This is a genomic window from Curtobacterium sp. B8, from assembly GCF_000333315.1.
Lineage (GTDB): Bacteria > Actinomycetota > Actinomycetes > Actinomycetales > Microbacteriaceae > Curtobacterium > Curtobacterium luteum.
The window spans coordinates 1-16,833 of the sequence record NZ_BACW01000560.1; the positions used below are offsets into that span (position 1 = coordinate 1).

Here is a 16,833-nt window from a genome sequence, read left to right on the forward strand (position 1 = left end):
GCGCGGCCCGCGGGTCGTCGACCACGAGCACGGGGAGCCCGGACGGCTCGACCAGGGCGACACCGTCCGCGTCCGTCAGCACCGCGACGGCACCGCGCTCGGCGGCCTCGGTCGCGAACTGGGCTCCGTGGCGGTTCGCGCCGTGCACACCGACGAACAGGTCACCGGGCTGCACCTCGGCAGCGCTCAGGGTGACACCCGTGGTCTCGACACCGTCGACCGAGCCGACGACGCGCAGCCCGAAGCCGTTCGCCAGTTCGGCGACCGATCGGGGGGTGGGGTGTTCGGGTCGGAGGACCGGGGGGATCCGTGCGGACAAGTGCTCCTTCTTCCTCACCACGTGGACGGGTACAGCTTCGCCTCGGACGCGGAGGGGGTTACTCGGTACTTCTCGAGCACCTGGGACATGAGGGTTCGGAACGCCGGAGCCGCTCCGGACGAGAACTTGCTCGTCTGCGGCTTCGTGAACGTCACCGTGACAACATACTGGGGGTCTTCGGCGGGTGCCATTCCGGCCACCGAGATGATGCGCTGACCGCCGTAGCCACCGGACCCCTCGGCCACCTCGGCGGTGCCGGTCTTCGCCGCGACGTTGTAGCCCGAGATCGGCTCCATGCCGTTGAGCGTGCCGCCGCGGACGACGCTCTGGAGCATCCCGACCGTCTGCTGCGCGGCGCTGGCGGACACCACGCGCTCGGGCTGCACGTCGGGCGCGTCGATCGTCTTGCCGTCGGCCGTCACACAGCCCTTGACGAAGTGCAGCGGGATCCGGACACCCTGGTTCGCGAGCGTCTGGTAGATGCTCGCGACCTGCAGCGCGGTCGTGGAGATGCCCTGGCCGAACATCGAGTTGATGCCGGTCTGCTCGTCCCACTGCGGGCTGGAGCCGTACCGCATGCCCGGCTGGCCCGGGTAGTCGATCGCGGACTCGGGTTCGAACAGGCCGAACTTCTTCATGTAGTCGTAGCGCTGCTGCGCCGTCAGACGTTCACCGAGCTCGGTGATGCCGACGTTCGAGGAGTCCTGCAGGATCCCGGTGAGCGTGAGCTTCTCGGTCTCGTGGTACTCGGCGTCGTGGATCGAGCCGCCCCACGGGAAGGTGCGCGAGTACGGGACGGTGGTGCCGTCCGTCGGGCTCGACTTCCCCTGGTCGATGAGCGCGGCGGCGATCGCGGCCTTGATCGTCGAACCGGGCTCGTACGTGTCCGTGATCGCGCGGGACCCGAAGGCACCCTTGTCGGTGGTGCCGTCGACGTTGTTCGGGTCGACCGTCGGCCAGTCCGCGACCGCGAGCAGCTCGCCGGTCTTCGCGTTCGTGACCGTCGCCGTCGCCGACTGCGCCTGCAGCTGCTTCGCCGCCGACGCGATCGTCTGGTCCGCCATGTACTGGAGGTCGCTGTCGATGGTCGTCTCGAGCGTGCCGCCGTCCTTCGCCTGCTTCGTCGTCACGGTCGAACCGGGGAGCTGGACGCCGTCCGCGCCGCGTTCGTACGTCTGTGACCCGTTCGTGCCGGCGAGGCACTTGTCGTACGCGTACTCGAGGCCGGCCTGGGCGCCGTCGGTCCCCATGAAGCCGGTGACGTTCCCCGTGGTCGCGCCCGTCGGGTACACACGGGCGGACTGCGGCACGGCGTAGACCCACGGGATCTGCAGCGCGACGACCGCCTCGTAGTGCTTCACGTCGAGGCCCTTGACGAGGTACGCGAAGTCCGACTCCGGATCCGCGGCGATGTTCTGCCGCATGGTCTTCAGGTCACCCCCTGAGGCCTCGACGAGGGCGCCCAACGCGGTGTCGACGCTGACGTGCTTGACCCGTGTGCCGCCGAGCTTGCCCTGGAACTTCGAGACCAGCCGCGGCGCCGTCGTGATGTTGTACCGCGTGACGCTGTCGGCGAGTTCGACGCCGTTCCGGTCGACGATCGCGCCGCGGTCGCCGTAGACGGTGACCGGGATGCTCCGCTTCGCCTCGGACGCCTTGTCGAGGTCGGCGGCCTGCACCACCTGGATGTCGACGAGCCGGACGACGAACACCGCCACGAGCGCGATCACGGCGATCATGACGACGCTGTAGCGCAGTCGGCGGTTGCGGATCGTCTTCGTCACGCGGCGCGGTCCTTCCGGGTGGTCGGCACCAGCCGTGGTCACCGAGCGGTGGCCGAGCCGGCCCGTCGGTCACCGGGCGGTGGTCGGCCCCAGCCCGCTGATCACCGGGTGGTGGGTGCCTGCAGTTGGTTCGGGTCGGACTCTACGGAGGACTTCGGGGATGCCCCGTCCGACGCGCTGGCGCCGCTGGTCTTCTCAGCGTCCGTCGCGGTGGCGTCGTTCTTCGCCGCGCTGTCCTTCGCCGCGCCGCCCTTCGCGGTGCCGTCCTTCGCGGTGCTGCCCTTCGCGGTGCCGTCCGTCGCGGTGCCGTCCTTGCTCGCGCCCTTCGTGACCAGCGGCACGTCCTGCAGCAGGGAGTTCGGCACGAGGTTCTGCGTGCTCGCGGTCCCCTCGTCGGCCTTCGCCGGGGTGGGGGTGCCGTACACGCGACCGGTCTTCGGGTCGAGGTACACCGGCGTGGAGTTCGCGATCATGCCGAGGCCCTGGGCGTTCCGCGCCAGGTTCTGCGGCGAGTCGAGCACCCGGAGTTCCTCGGAGAGCGACTGCTGGGTCCGTGCGAGCTTGGTCTGCTGCGCGTCGAGGGAGTTCAGCGTGTAGGCGCCCTGGCTCAGCACCATGCTGATGCCGAGCTGCGCGAGGAGCAGCACGCGAAGCGCCGACACCGCGACGACGGCGTACGCGATCCGGGGACGGGCCCGGCGTTGGGCCTTGCTCGGGGCGACCTCGACGAGCTCGGGGCGGTCCTGCCGTGCGGGGCGGGGCGCGCTGGACGGGACGACGGGGTCGACGAGTGCGAGGTTCGTGCTCATGTCACTTCCGGATCCGTTCGGCCGCGCGCAGGCGCACGGGGATGGCTCGGGGGTTGGCGGCCCGTTCGGCCTCGTCGGCGAGCTCCGCGCCCTTCACGACGAGGCGGAACGTGGGGCGGTGCTCGGGCAGCTCGACGGGCAGGCCGGCCGGGGCGCTCGAGGTGGTGCGGGCCGCCAGCTCGCGCTTGACCATGCGGTCCTCGAGCGACTGGTACGACTCGACGACGATGCGACCGCCGACCGCGATGGCGTCGAGCGCCGCCGGGATCGCCCGCTCCAGGACGCTGAGTTCTGCGTTCACCTCGATGCGGAGGGCCTGGAAGACGCGCTTGGCCGGGTGCCCCTGGCGCTGGATCGCCACCGGCGTCGCATCGTGCAGCACCTGGACCAGGTCGCCCGACATCTCGAACGGCTTCGTCGCACGCCGCTCGACGATCGCCCGGGCGTAGCGGCCGGCCAGCTTCTCCTCCCCGTAGCGCTGGAAGATGCGGCGCAGCTCGCCCTCGTCGTAGGTCGCGAGGACGTCGGCCGCGGTCTGTCCCTCGGTACGGTCCATGCGCATGTCGAGCGGGGCGTCCTGGCTGTACGCGAAGCCCCGCTCCGCCCGGTCGAGCTGCAGCGAGCTGACGCCGAGGTCGAACAGGACGCCGTCGACCTCGGTGAAGCCCTCGCCCTCGATCGCCTCGCCGATGCCGTCGTACACGGTGTGCACGAGACGGACGCGGTCGCCGAAGCGGGCCAGCCGGTCGCCCGCGATGCCGAGCGCGTCGGTGTCGCGGTCGAGGCCGATCACGGTGAGCTCCGGGAAGCGTTCGAGCAGCCCCTCGGAGTGGCCGCCCATGCCGAGGGTCGCGTCGACGACGACCTTGCCCGGTCCCTCGAGCGTCGGCGTGAACAGGTCGACGATGCGCTGGAGCATCACCGGCGTGTGCGGGAAGCGTTCCCGCTGGTCGTTCGGTTCGGTCGCATCGGCCATGTCAGCCCCTGTGCCTTCCGGGCCACGGGTCCGGATCCCCATCCATGCGACCTGACGTCGGGGAAGTGACGTCAGGGCACCACGGCTGGGAGTCCCGATCCGCGGATCAGAAGATCCCCGGGATCACCTCCTCGTCGTTGTCGGCGAAGCCCTCTTCGACCTCGGCGTAGTAGGCCTCCCACGCGGGGGTCGACCAGATCTCGGCGCGGTCACCGGAGCCGATGACCGTCAGGTCCCGCTCAAGCCCCGCGTAGTCGCGGAGGTTCTGCGGGATCGTGACGCGGTTCTGCTTGTCGGGCTGCTCCGCGCTCGCTCCGGAGAGGAACAGACGCATGTAGTCCCGGGTGCGCTTCGACGTCATCGGAGCGGTGCGGATGCGCTCGTGGAGTTCCTCGAACGTGTCCGCGCTGAAGACGACGACGCAGCGCTCCTGCCCGCGGGTCATCACGAGCCCCCCGGACAGCTCGTCCCGGAACTTGGCGGGGAGGATCACGCGACCCTTCTCGTCGAGCTTCGGGGCGTAGGTACCGAGCAGCACGTCGGGCCTCCCCTCCGCTCCACCGGACCGTTGCGAGCCCCACTTTACTCCACTCCCCTCCCCGCGGCCATGATTCCGCTCCCAAAATCGCCCTCGTGCCCCGTTCTGGGGCGGTCGGGGCGGGGTGGATCGCGGTGTTCTGCGGCTGTGATGCCCGGATTCCCGGGGATGTGGAACGGCGAGGAGGGCGTGGAGGGAAGTGGAGGAGATTCGCAGCCCGGTGGCGGTCAGGAGGCGCGGTTCGGCCTCGCCACGCCGCTCACGTCCGGCGAGGGGTCGCGTCCGGCCGCGGCGTCCGGCAGCTCGTCCCGCCCGCGGCCGGTCACGACACCCCGCCGGAACCCCGCCGGCCGGTCACGAGCCGTCGCCCGACCGCGCCCAGAGCGACACGTCGTGACCGCTCGAGAGCACGCGCGCGGGGTGTCGCGACCCATCGGCCGGGCACCTCCGATCGCCCACGGCCGGTCACGACACCCCGCCCGCACCCCGCCGGCCGGTCACGAGCCGTCGCCCGACCGCGCCCAGAGCGACACGTCGCGACCGCCCGACAGCACGCGCGCGGGGTGTCGCGACCCCTCCGCCGGACGCCCCGCACGCCCCCGCCCCGCACGCCCCGCACGCCCCGGACGCCCCGGACGCCCCGGACGCGCCACACTCGACCCACGCCGCCGCTGGTCGCGGAACCTGCCGCTCAGGTTCGGAGCAGCCCGACGATCGGTGCGACCAGTGCGCCCCGCACGCGGCACGTCCTGCGACCAACCCACTCCGGCGCGTCGCAGCGAGCCCCTACCAACCCGACGAACCCCGACCCAGGGCCCCGAGACCGAAGCCGAGGACGGGCGGACCCCGGGAACGCAGAACGGGGCCGGTCCCGAAGGACCGACCCCGTGGAGGCGTGTGGAGGAGCTACTGCCCCTGCTCGTTGCGCTTGTCCCAGCGCTCGTTCATGCGGTCCATGAAGGACCCGCCCGACGACGACGGCCGCGACCCCCGCGAACCAGGGGACTTCGGCGTCCGACCCGGCTTCGCCTTCGGCGCGCGCATGCCCGGCCGCAGCGCGAACAACACGCCGGCGAGCATGATCACGAACCCGAGGATCCCGATGAGCGGCTGGCGGATGACCAGCCCGACGATGACGACGGCGACGCCGGCGAGAGCCGCCAGCACCCCGAGCGCGATCGACGTGTAGGTCGGACGGCCCTGGCGCCGCGTCACGCGCGCGACGAAGTCGGAGTCGTTCTGGTAGAGGCTGCGCTCCATCTCCTCGAGGAGGCGCTGCTCTTGCTCCGAGAGTGGCATCTGTGTTCCCTCTTGTTCTTGGGATCGACGCAAGGTTTTGGTTGGCCGATTCTACGTCCCGACCGCTCCACTAGGGTAGGGAGTGTGGCTGAGAGTACGCGATTAGTGGACCTCGTTTCCGCACGGATCGAACGGGCCCTCGACGAGCAGCGTGAACGGCTCCTCGCGATCAGCCCCGACCTCGCCCCGTTCGACGAGTACGCGCGGGACCTGCTGTCCGGCGGCAAGCGCTTCCGAGCCCTGTTCTGCTACTGGGGCTGGCAGTCCGTCGCCGGTCGGTCCGGCTCGTTCGACCCGCTGGCCGAGGGCTCCCGCCAGACCACCGCCGAAGCGATCGTCACCGTGGCCGCTGCGCTCGAGGTCTTCCACGCCGCGGCCCTCGTGCACGACGACATCATGGACCGGTCGGACACCCGTCGTGGCCGCCCGGCCGTGCACCGTCGGTTCGAGGCGCTCCACCGCGACTCGGGCTTCACGGGCGACCGCGCGCAGTACGGCACGAACTCGGCGCTCCTGCTCGGCGACCTGCTGCTCTCCCTGAGCGACGCGGTGTTCGACGAGGGTCTCGCGCTCCTCGACCCGGCACGGGCGCGCATCGTCCGTCAGGAGTTCCACGCCATGCGTCTCGACGTCACCGCGGGGCAGTACCTCGACGTGCACGAGGAGACCGCCTGGCCCGCGATCGACGAGAGCGAACACCTGCTCCGGGCCCAGCGGGTCATCGTCTTCAAGTCGGCGAAGTACTCGGTCGAGGCCCCGCTCGTCATCGGCGCGCTCGTCGCCGGGGCGAGCGAGTCGCAGCTCGAGGGCTTGCGCTCGTTCGGACTCCCCCTCGGCGTGGCCTACCAGCTGCGCGACGACATGCTCGGCGTCTTCGGCGATCCCGAGATCACCGGCAAGCCGGCCGGCGACGACCTCCGCGAGGGCAAGCGCACCGTCCTCATCGCGAGCGCCCGCAAGACCCTCCCGCCCGGTCCGCGCCAGCTGCTCGACGAGCTCCTCGGCGACCCGGACCTCGACGAGGGTCAGGTGCAGATGCTCCGCGCCACCCTCACCGACTCGGGTGCCGTCGCCGCGGTCGAGCGGTCCATCGACCGCCACGTGCAGCGTGCGAAGGCAGCGCTCGACGCCGCACCGCTCACCCCGTCCGCGCGGGAGCAGCTCGCGTCGCTGGCCGACACGGTCATCCGCCGCGTCGCGTAGTCGACGCAGTCGGTCGACGGCCGGGAGGCACGGGGCGGGCCCGCACCGCGCCTCCAGTCCGTCAGTGGGTCGCCACTAGAGCAGCGACTGGGCGATCCTGCGGACCTCGGCCTTGCGGCCCGCGCGGAGCGCGTTGATCGGCGAGTCGCCGATGGCGTCGTCGACGGCGAGCATCCAGCGGACCGCCTCGTCGTCGGAGAAGCCGTTGTCGCCCAGCACGATGAGCGTGCCCCGGAGTTCCGGGAGCGGCTCGGTGCCGTCGAGGAACTCGCTCGGCACCTTGAGCACGCCGTCCACCCGCGCAGGCAGGAGGGTCTTCTGCTCGAAGAGCCGGTGGATCCGGCCGGGGGTCACGCCGAGCAGGTCGACGAGGTCGGGGACCGTCAGCCAGCGTTCGGACAGGGTCGCGTCGTCAGTGGGTGCAGGACTCACCCGCCCCATGTTGCCAGAGTGATGGGGTCGTGCCACGCACCTCGCTCGTCACACGAGTCACACGCGCAACATCCGACTCTCTGGTTGACTTGGGACTCAGCCCGTGTCAGCGTGGAGCCACCTGTGAGTGCGCACACGCGCACGCGGCTCACCGAGGACAGGAGACCACCGTGGACAACGCTGCAGACGAGGCCGCCCGCCGCGCTCGATCGGCCCGCTTCGCGACCGTGCCCATCGTCCTCGCGGGCACGATCGCGGTGACGGCCGGCCTCACCGGCCCCGTCGCCCACGCCGAGCCCCGGCACGACGACGAGGGCGCGGGGAACAAGCGCCACGTCGACCAGGACCGCAACGAGGGCGACCGGCCGGTGTTCGCCACCGCCGTCGCGCGGCCGGCCACGACGCGGGTCACGACGGTGGCCGCGGTCTCCCAGGCGCCGACGACCTACACCGTCCGTCAGGGCGACACGGTCTCGGGCATCGCGGCCCGGTACGGCCTGTCGGCGCAGGAGGTCCTGGTGCGGAACGGCCTCGGCTGGAACACGATCATCCACCCGGGCCAGACGCTCCACCTGACGAGCGCGCCCGCGGTGCACCGGGCGCCCGCGCGGACCGCCACGACGACGTCGACGAGCACCACGAGCAGCTACCACGTCCGTTCCGGGGACACCGTCTCGGGCATCGCGGCGCGCATCGGCGTGTCGACGTCGGCGCTGCTCGGCGCGAACAACCTCTCGCAGCGCAGCGTGATCTACCCCGGGCAGACCCTCCGGGTGCCGTCCGCGCACCAGGCGGCTCCGTCCTCCCCGCGACCGGTGGTGTCCACGAGCACGGCGACCGCGTCGAGCGGCAGCGTGAAGATCAGCACCGGCGACACCATCGCGTCGATCGCCGCCGAGCACCACGTCTCCGTGAAGGCGCTGCTCGCCGCCAACGGCCTGACCTACACGAGCACCATCTACGCGGGCAAGACCCTCGTGCTGCCGGGAGCGTCCACGGGCGCTGCGGTGTCCACCTCGGTCAAGGGATCCTCCACGACACTGAGCGCCGAGCAGTGGCGGAACGCGGCGACGATCGTCAGCGTCGGCCGGTCGCTCGGCGTGCCGCAGCGCGGGCTCGTCGTCGCCCTCGCCGCCGCGATGCAGGAGTCGAGCCTCCGGAACCTCGCGGACGGCGACCGCGACTCGGTCGGCCTGTTCCAGCAGCGCCCGAGCCAGGGCTGGGGCAGCAAGACGTCCCTGCAGGACCCGGCGACGGCCGCGAAGCGGTTCTTCCTCGGCAACCCCGGGCACACGCGCGGCCTGCTCGACGTGCGCGGCTGGTCCTCGATGAGCGTCACCGACGCCGCCCAGGCCGTCCAGGTCTCGGCCTACCCCACGGCGTACGCGAAGTGGGGCGGCCCCGCCGAGACCTGGCTCGCCTCCCTCTGACGCCCACGATCGGCCACGCCGGCCTGCCCCGACCGCGGCGCCGTCGACCCGGCAGTCTCATCCCTGAGATCGAGATCGGGTAACGGTCGGAGCGTCACGGCGGGCCTGTGCGGTCCGGATTCGTAGAATGCCGCAGATGACCACGAACGCCACGGACCCGATGATCGGTCGCATGATCGACCGCCGGTACCGTGTGCGCTCGCGGATCGCCCGCGGCGGCATGGCGACGGTCTACCTCGCGACCGACGTCCGACTCGAGCGCCGCGTGGCGATCAAGATCATGCACGGGCACCTAGCCGACGACCAGGCGTTCCGCGAACGCTTCATCCAGGAAGCCCGTTCGGCCGCACGGCTGTCGCACCCGAACCTCGTGGGCGTGTACGACCAGGGTGCCGAGGACGACACCGCCTACATCGTCATGGAGTACATCCCTGGCATCACCCTGCGGGACCTCCTCCAGGAACACCACGCCCTGACGCCCGAGCAGGCGACCGACATCCTCCGCGCCGTCCTCGCCGGGCTGGCATCCGCCCACCGCGCCGGGATCGTGCACCGCGACCTCAAGCCCGAGAACGTCCTGCTCGCCGACGACGGCCGCATCAAGCTCGGCGACTTCGGTCTCGCCCGCGCCACGACGGCGAACACGGCCACGGGCGCCGCGCTCCTCGGCACCATCGCCTACCTCTCCCCCGAGCTCGTCACGCGGGGTGCGGCGGACTCCCGCAGCGACATCTACGCGCTCGGCATCATGCTCTACGAGATGCTCACCGGCGAGCAGCCGTACAAGGGCGACCAGCCGATGCAGATCGCGTACCAGCACGCGAACGACACCGTGCCGCCGCCGAGCGCGTCGATCCCCGGCGTCCCGCTCGAGCTCGACGAGCTCGTGGCCTGGGCGACCGCTCGGAACCCCGGTGACCGGCCGGCGGACGCCCGCGAGATGCTCGACCACATGTCCGGCGGGCTGCAGCGCGCGACCGGGCAGTACCGCACCGCCGTGCTCCGGCCGGAGAACGCCACCGCGATCCTGCCCTCCGAGGGCCCGGCCGCCCGCACGCCGTCGTCGGTCGGCTCGGCACCGGAGGACGACACCGCGGACGCCACCACCGTGATCGACCGGTCCGCGGGCGCCGCACCCGTCGGTCGTGGTCGCAACCAGCCCGGACCCCGGCGGACGGGCTCGCAGCCGGGCGCCCTCTCCCCCGCCGCACAGCGCCTCGCCGACAAGTCGGCCAAGCGCCGGAAGCGCGGGTGGATCGTCTTCGCGGTCATCGTCCTGCTCGCCCTCGTCGCGGGCACGATCGGGTGGGTGTACGGCCCCGGTCCGCTCGGCAACGTCCGCATCCCCGAGGTCGCGGGCAAGAGCGTCACCCAGGCACGCCAGCTCCTCGAGGCCCAGGGACTCCGCACGGCCGCCACCACCGCGCGCCGCTTCGACGCGGTCATCGCGAAGGGCGAGGTCTCGGCGACGAAGCCCGCGGCGGAGCGCGAGGTCCAGAAGGGCACCGCAGTGCAGCTCGTCGTGTCGAACGGGCCGCGGATGATCACGCTGCCCGCCATCATCGGGCAGCCCGAGTCGACCGTCACGGCCGCGCTCGACGACGACTTCGAACTGCAGGACAACCGCTACCAGTTCTCGGCCGACGCCGCGAAGGACACCGTGATCGCCGCCACCGGGCGCGACGCCTCCGGGCCCGTCGACCTCGGCACGGCCACCACCTACGCGGAGCGCGGGACCGTGACGCTCACGGTGTCGCTCGGACCGGTGCCCGACGTCGTCGGCAAGACCGTGGACGAGGCCGGTGCGACGCTCGAGGGCGTTGGATTGCGACTCGGCTCCCAGGACCAGAAGTACGACGACCAGGTGCCCGAGGGCCAGATCATCTCCGCGAGCGTCGCCGACGACCCCGCGGTGCAGGGTTCGGCGGTCGACGTCGTCGTGTCGCGGGGGCCGGCGCCGATCCAGCTGCCGGACGTCCACGACAAGACGATCAACGACGCGACGAGCACCCTCGAGGGCCTCGGGCTGAAGGTCTCCGTCCCGGACTGCACGAACATCCTGTGCGGCTTCTACGACTGGAAAGCCACACTCCCGGTGACGGGGACGGACCCGCCCGCGGGCACCACCGTGCACCGCGGCGACACCATCACGCTCGCCTACGAGCAGTAGGGGCGCGGCGCCGGCGAGTCTCGCGTGCGCTGCGCCGAGTCTCGCAGACAGCGACATTGCTCGTGGCCGCGAGCGCGAGACGTGTCGCTCACCGCGAGACTCGTGCCCGCGGCCGCGGCCGCGACCGGGCCGCCCACCGGCCGGGAGGCACGGCGCGAGCCCGCACCGCGCCTCCCGGCCGGTACGCACGCGCGCACGCACGCACGCGCGGCGAGGCGAGTCTCGTGCCTGCGGGGGCGAGTCTCGCTCACAGCGACGGGTCTCGTGCTCACGAGCGCAAAAACGGTCGCTCACCGCGAGACTCGGCCGCGCCGCGCGGCACGCGCGCCGCGCTCAGCGCGCGGTGTGCGGGTGCGCCCCGAGCTCCTCGGCGACGAGGAACGCCAGCTCGAGCGACTGCATGTGGTTCAGCCGCGGGTCGCACAGGGACTCGTACCGGGTCGCGAGCGTGGCCTCGTCGATGTGCTCGGAGCCGCCGAGGCACTCCGTCACGTCGTCGCCGGTGAGCTCGACGTGCATGCCGCCCGGGTACGTGCCGACCTCCCGGTGCGCCTCGAAGAAGCCGAGGACCTCGTCCACGACGTCGTCGAAGCGGCGGGTCTTGTAGCCCGTCGGGGTCGTGAGGCCGTTGCCGTGCATCGGGTCGGTCACCCAGAGCGGGTTGGCGTCCATGCCCTTGATCGCCTCGAGCAGCTTCGGCAGCTCGTCGCGGATCTTGCCGGCGCCCATGCGGGTGATGAACGTCAGGCGGCCGGGCTCGCGGTTCGGGTCGAGCTTCTCGACCAGGGCCTTCATGTCGTCGACCGAGGTGGTCGGGCCGAGCTTGACGCCGATCGGGTTCCGGACGCGCGACAGGAAGTCGACGTGCGCACCGTCGATGTCACGCGTGCGCTCACCGATCCAGATGAAGTGCCCGGACGTGTCGTAGGCCTGGCCGGACCGGGAGTCGATCCGGGTCATCGGGCGCTCGTAGTCCATGAGCAGCCCCTCGTGCGAGGCGTAGAACTCGACGTGCTTCAGCTCGTCGAAGTCCGCACCGCAGGCGTCCATGAAGCGGATGGCGCGGTCGATCTCCTTCGCGAGGTGCTCGTACCGGGCGTTCGCGGGGTTCGACGCGAAGCCCTTGTTCCACGAGTGCACCTGACGCAGGTCGGCGAAGCCACCCTGCGTGAAGGCGCGCACGAGGTTCAGCGTCGACGCAGCGGTGTGGTAGCCCTGCACGAGACGACGGGGGTCGGCCTGCCGGCTCTCCGGCGTGAAGTCGTACCCGTTGACGATGTCCCCGCGGTAGGCGGGCAGCGTGACGTCGCCGCGGGTCTCGAAGTCGCTCGAGCGCGGCTTGGCGAACTGCCCCGCCATGCGCCCCATCTTGATGACCGGCATCGAGGCGCCGTAGGTGAGCACGACCGCCATCTGCAGGATGGTCTTGACGCGGTCGCGGATGGAGTCCGCGGTGGCACCGGCGAAGGTCTCCGCACAGTCACCGCCCTGCAGCAGGAATGCCTTGCCCTGGGCCGCGGCGGCGAGACGGTCGCGCAGCTTGTCGACCTCGCCCGCGAACACGAGCGGCGGGAGCGTCGCGATCTCGGCCGAGGCGGCCTCGGCGGCGGCGGGGTCCGGCCACGTCGGCTGCTGCTTGATCGGGAGCGTGCGCCAATGGTCGAGCCCCTCGATGACGTCCGGATCCTGCAGGGCGACGAAGTCGGTCGACTCGAACAAGGCGTTACCTCGGTGTTCTGGGCTCGCGGCCGGTCGGACGACCGCTTCTCCGGTCATGGACCCGCCGTCCGGCCGGGTTGCCGGACCGTACGAGCCTACCGTCCGGAGGTGCCGCCCCGCTCCTTCATGACCTGCTCGCGTGCGGAGCTCGCGCGTTCCTTGACACTCGTCGCGTAGACGTCGACGTACTCCTGGCGGCTCAGCCCGGCGAGCTCGTGCATGACCTCGTCCGTCACGCTGCGGAGGATGAAGCGGTCGGTCTCGAACCCCTGGAAGCGCGAGAAGTCGAGCGGCTTGCCGAAGACCACGCCCACGCGCTTGAACTTCGGGAACCGCTGCCCGATCTGCTGGACCTCACGCGTGCCGACCATGGCGACCGGCACGACGACGACGCGGCCCTCGAGGATCATCCGGGCGATGCCGGTGCGACCGCGGTACAGCTTGCCGTCGGGGCTGCGGGTGCCCTCGGGGTAGATGCCGAGCTGCTCACCGCGGGCGAGGACCTGGAGGCCGGTGCGGAGCGACGCCTCGGACGCCTTGCCGCCGGAGCGGTCGATGGGCAGCTGACCGATCGCGTTGAAGAACGTCTTCGTCGCCCAGCCCTTGAGCCCTCGCCCGGTGAAGTAGTCGCTCTTGGCGAGGAACGAGATGCGGCGGTCGAGCACCGCGGGCAGGATCACCGAGTCGATGAAGGAGATGTGGTTCGAGGCGAAGATGACGGGGCCCTTGGCGGGCACGTGCTCGCGCCCGATGACCCACGGCCGGAAGAGCGTGAGGATGAGCGGGCCGAGCACGAAGTTCTTCAGCAGCCAGTAGGTCATCGATGACTCCGAGGGGGTGGGGTGCGCCCGACCCTACGCCGTCCGGGCGTGGATCCGGGCGAGGTCGGCGGCCCCGACGACCCCGGCGTCGTTGACGAGCTCGGCGATGACGAAGTCGGGCTCCGGGTGGTAGCCGCGTGCCGGCAGGTTGCCGAGGTAGGCCTGCTTGATCGGCTCGAGCAGCCGGTCCCCCGCGCTCGCGACGCCGCCGCCGAAGACGAACAGCTGCGGGTCGAGCACGGCGGACAGCGAGGCGCATGCCTCACCGAGGTGTCGGCCGAGCCGCCGCAGGGCCGCGAGGGCACCCGGGTCGTCGGCCAGGATCAGGTCGCCGACGATCTTCCCGTCGAGGTGACCGCCGTTCTGCTCGCGTGCGTCGGCGAGGGCGGACCCGATGCCGCCGGCGTCCGCAACGTCGTTCGCCATGCGCTGCAGGGCGCGGCCGGAGCCGTACTGCTCGATGCACCCACGGGCGCCGCAGCCGCAGGGCAGGCCGTTCGGCACGATGCGGAGGTGGCCGATCTCGCCGCCGGTGCCGAAGCCCCCGCGGAAGAGCCGGTCCTCGGTGACGATCGCGCCGCCGACGCCGGTACCGATCGTGAGCATGGTCATGTCGGACACGAGCCGACCTGCACCGAAGCGGAACTCCGCCCAGCCCGCGGCGTTCGCGTCGTTGTCGACCGTGATGTGCAGGTCGCCGATGCGCTGCTGGAGCTTCTGCCGCAGGGGTTCGTTCCGCCAGCGGATGTTCGGCGTGTAGTAGACGATCGACTGCGAGGCGTCGATGAACCCGGGGGCCGCGACGCCCACCGCGCCGACCTCGTGCGAGGCGCGGAGGCGCGTGACCATCGCCACGACGTCGTCCAGCATGGCGTCCGGGTCCGCAGCGTTCGTGGCGACGCGGTCCTCGGCGAGGATCTCGCCGAGCTCCGTGACGACCGCTCCCGCGATCTTGGTGCCCCCGATGTCGATTCCGATGGCGTGCACGGTCCACGAGCCTACCGGTTCGCCGTGTCCACACCGAACGCACGGTTCCGTCCACACGGAACGCCCGGCGTGCGCCCCTATGCTGGCAGTGTCACCTCGACGATGAGGTGCACTCGAATCGAACCGGCCGACGAGGGAGTCACCGTGAACGATCAGCGACCCGAGCGCCTCACCAGCGCCGCCGCCGAACAGGGCACCGCCGCGACCAGCACCGAACCCACCACGCAGTCTGCCGCGGCTCCGGCGGGCGCGTCGCCGTCCGCGACACCGGCCGGGAGGCACGCTGCACGTCCCGGCGCCGGTCCCGTCGCGCCGGACCACGGCTCGGCAGCCCGGCTCCTCACGGAGCGTGCGCGGCTCACGCCGGACCGACCGATCCTGGCCGAACGGCACGGCGACACCTGGACGCCGATCACCGCCGCCGAGACCCTCGCCCGCGTCCGCGCGATCGCGAAGGGGTTCGTGGCCGCCGGCCTCGAGCCGGGCGCGCACGTCGCGATCCTGTCCCGCACCCGCCTCGAGTGGACGCTCGTCGACTTCGCCGTGTGGACCGCCGGCCTGGTCTCCGTGCCGGTGTACGAGACGAGCTCGCCCGACCAGATCCGCTGGATCCTCTCCGACTCCGAGGCCGTGGCGATCGTGGTCGAGCAGGAGCAGCACGCCCGCCGCGTCGCCGGCATCGCGCCGGACCTCCCGCACCTCGGCCAGCACTGGACGATGGACGGCGGCGGGCTCGACGACCTGGCCCGGCTCGGCGAGGACGTCAGCGACGAGGACCTCGACGCCCGCACGGCGACCGTGCACGGGCACGACGACGCGACGATCATCTACACGTCCGGCACGACCGGGCGCCCGAAGGGCTGCGTGCTCCGCCACGACAACTTCACGGGCACCGTCGAGGGCGCGTCCGAGGCCATGCCCGAGGTCATCGCCGAGGGATCGTCCACCATGCTGTTCATCCCGATGGCCCACGTCTTCGCGCGGTTCATCGCGGCGATGTCGCTCTCCGCCGGCGTGCTGGTCGGCCACGAACCGGACACGAAGGACCTCATGAAGGCCGTGTCGACCTTCCGACCGACGTTCCTGCTCGCGGTCCCCCGGGTCTTCGAGAAGATCTACAACTCGGCCGAGCAGAAGGCCGACCTCGGTGGCAAGGGCCGGATCTTCCGCGCGGCCGCCGCCACCGCGGTCGCGCACTCCGAGGCGCTGACGTCGGGGAAGGTCCCGCTCGGACTCCGGCTGCGATTCGCCCTGTTCGACAAGCTCGTCTACGCCAAGCTGCGCGACGCGATCGGCGGGCGCGTGCGCTACGCCGTCAGCGGCTCCGCACCGCTCTCGCCGCGGCTGTCGCACTTCTTCCGGTCCATCGGCGTCCTCATCCTCGAGGGCTACGGGCTGACCGAGACCACCGCCCCGGCGACGGTGAACCGCGCCGGCGAGCTGCGCATCGGGACGGTCGGGCGGGCGCTCCCGGGCGTCGAGGTCCGGATCGCCGACGACGGCGAGATCCTGATCCGCGGCGTCGACGTGTTCGACCGGTACTGGCGGAACGACGAGGCGACCGAGAAGGCCTTCGCGGACGGCTGGTTCCGCACCGGCGACCTCGGGCGGCTCGACGACGACGGCGTCCTGACCGTGACCGGTCGCGCGAAGGAGCTCATCGTCACGGCGAGCGGCAAGAACGTCGCACCGGCCCCGCTCGAGGACGCGATCCGCGAGCACCCGCTCGTCGGGCAGGCGGTCGTCGTCGGCGAGGGCAAGCCGTTCGTGGCGGCGCTCGTGACGCTCGACCGCGACATGCTCCCGGGCTGGTGCGAGGCGCGGGGCATCTCCCCCGTGCTCAGCCCGCACGAGGCCGCGTACGACGAGCGGGTGCACCAGGCCGTGCAGGAGGCCGTGGACACCGCGAACCAGCGGGTCTCGCGGGCGGAGTCGGTGCGGTCGTTCACGATCCTCGACACCGACCTGACCGAGGCCTCCGGGCACCTCACCCCGAAGCTGACGATCAAGCGACCGGTCATCATGCGGGACTTCGCCGCGGACATCGAGCACATCTACTCCGGCTCGAAGGTGCAGACCACCGCGACGCCGGTGGTGACCAGCCGTCGTCGACGCGGCTGAGACACGCGACGCGGCCGCCGGGAGGCCCGGTGCCGGCCCCTGGGACCGGCACCGGGCCTCCCGGCGGTTCGCGGTGTGCGCGGAGCGCGACGCGCCCCGCGCGAGCTCAGCCCTGCGGGGCCAGCTCCGCGGTCGGTGCGTCGAGCACGGCCGTCGACGACGTCGTCGAGGCGACCGGTTCGGGTCGGAGGTTGGTGCGGGTGCGGTGCGAGCTGAGCTCGTGTC

The 16,833-nt window shown here is 71.7% G+C and carries 13 protein-coding genes and 1 pseudogene; 5 read left to right on the forward strand and 9 right to left on the reverse strand.

All coding sequences use genetic code 11. From position 1 onward, the window contains the following. Together I59_RS15030 and I59_RS15035 are read right to left on the reverse strand one after the other, a co-directional pair. Positions 1 to 319 (reverse strand): Mur ligase domain-containing protein (locus tag I59_RS15030; protein WP_261976591.1); only part of this gene is annotated, 319 nt, incomplete at its 3' end. A gap of 14 nt (positions 320 to 333) precedes the next feature. After that, complete coding sequence (locus tag I59_RS15035; RefSeq protein ID WP_022904574.1) at positions 334 to 2,103, reverse strand: penicillin-binding protein 2; 1,770 nt, start codon at positions 2,101 to 2,103, stop codon at positions 334 to 336. A 125-nt stretch (positions 2,104 to 2,228) separates the two neighbouring features. Between I59_RS15035 and I59_RS23925 the strand changes: the two are divergent. Beyond that, a pseudogene (locus I59_RS23925) lies at positions 2,229 to 2,366 on the forward strand (hypothetical protein); the annotation flags it as partial. Positions 2,367 to 2,913: 547 nt separating this feature from the next. Here the strand turns inward: I59_RS23925 and rsmH are convergent. From rsmH to I59_RS15055, 3 genes are all read right to left on the reverse strand, one after another. After that, positions 2,914 to 3,888, reverse strand: coding sequence for a 16S rRNA (cytosine(1402)-N(4))-methyltransferase RsmH (gene rsmH, locus I59_RS15045; RefSeq protein WP_022904576.1), 975 nt, complete (start codon positions 3,886 to 3,888; stop codon positions 2,914 to 2,916). Positions 3,889 to 3,994: 106 nt separating this feature from the next. After that, entirely contained in the window at positions 3,995 to 4,426 is a 432-nt protein-coding gene (mraZ, locus tag I59_RS15050) for a division/cell wall cluster transcriptional repressor MraZ (RefSeq protein ID WP_022904577.1), read from the reverse strand. A gap of 906 nt (positions 4,427 to 5,332) precedes the next feature. Then, the gene (locus I59_RS15055; protein ID WP_022904578.1) at positions 5,333 to 5,725 is read right to left on the reverse strand and encodes a DUF3040 domain-containing protein; all 393 of its coding nucleotides are present in this window, start codon (positions 5,723 to 5,725) and stop codon (positions 5,333 to 5,335) included. An 84-nt stretch (positions 5,726 to 5,809) separates the two neighbouring features. Here I59_RS15055 and I59_RS15060 point away from each other — a divergent pair, with 84 nt between their 5' ends. After that, a complete protein-coding gene (locus tag I59_RS15060) occupies positions 5,810 to 6,928 on the forward strand; it encodes a polyprenyl synthetase family protein (protein ID WP_022904579.1) in 1,119 nt (372 codons plus the stop codon). A gap of 75 nt (positions 6,929 to 7,003) precedes the next feature. On the opposite strand, the gene I59_RS15065 is transcribed toward I59_RS15060, so the two are convergent. Then, positions 7,004 to 7,360: an Rv2175c family DNA-binding protein gene (locus I59_RS15065; protein ID WP_229727915.1), complete on the reverse strand. Its 357-nt coding sequence runs from the start codon at positions 7,358 to 7,360 to the stop codon at positions 7,004 to 7,006. Between the two features lie 170 nt (positions 7,361 to 7,530). Here I59_RS15065 and I59_RS15070 point away from each other — a divergent pair, with 170 nt between their 5' ends. Then, a complete protein-coding gene (locus I59_RS15070; protein ID WP_022904581.1) occupies positions 7,531 to 8,790 on the forward strand; it encodes a LysM peptidoglycan-binding domain-containing protein in 1,260 nt (419 codons plus the stop codon). A gap of 136 nt (positions 8,791 to 8,926) precedes the next feature. After that, a complete protein-coding gene (gene pknB / locus I59_RS15075) occupies positions 8,927 to 10,960 on the forward strand; it encodes a Stk1 family PASTA domain-containing Ser/Thr kinase (RefSeq protein WP_031273981.1) in 2,034 nt (677 codons plus the stop codon). Positions 10,961 to 11,293: 333 nt separating this feature from the next. Here pknB and I59_RS15080 read toward each other — a convergent pair whose 3' ends face one another. The 3 genes from I59_RS15080 to I59_RS15090 all read right to left on the reverse strand — a co-directional run bounded on the left by I59_RS15080 (position 11,294) and on the right by I59_RS15090 (position 14,487). Continuing rightward, positions 11,294 to 12,679 (reverse strand): class II 3-deoxy-7-phosphoheptulonate synthase, encoded by a 1,386-nt coding sequence (locus I59_RS15080; protein ID WP_022904583.1) that lies wholly within the window; start codon positions 12,677 to 12,679, stop codon positions 11,294 to 11,296. A gap of 95 nt (positions 12,680 to 12,774) precedes the next feature. Further along, positions 12,775 to 13,500: a 1-acyl-sn-glycerol-3-phosphate acyltransferase gene (locus I59_RS15085; protein WP_022904584.1), complete on the reverse strand. Its 726-nt coding sequence runs from the start codon at positions 13,498 to 13,500 to the stop codon at positions 12,775 to 12,777. Positions 13,501 to 13,533: 33 nt separating this feature from the next. Further along, positions 13,534 to 14,487 (reverse strand): ROK family glucokinase, encoded by a 954-nt coding sequence (locus I59_RS15090; protein WP_022904585.1) that lies wholly within the window; start codon positions 14,485 to 14,487, stop codon positions 13,534 to 13,536. A gap of 144 nt (positions 14,488 to 14,631) precedes the next feature. Here I59_RS15090 and I59_RS15095 point away from each other — a divergent pair, with 144 nt between their 5' ends. Beyond that, positions 14,632 to 16,608, forward strand: coding sequence for a long-chain fatty acid--CoA ligase (locus I59_RS15095; protein WP_022904586.1), 1,977 nt, complete (start codon positions 14,632 to 14,634; stop codon positions 16,606 to 16,608). Positions 16,609 to 16,833 lie beyond the last annotated feature (225 nt).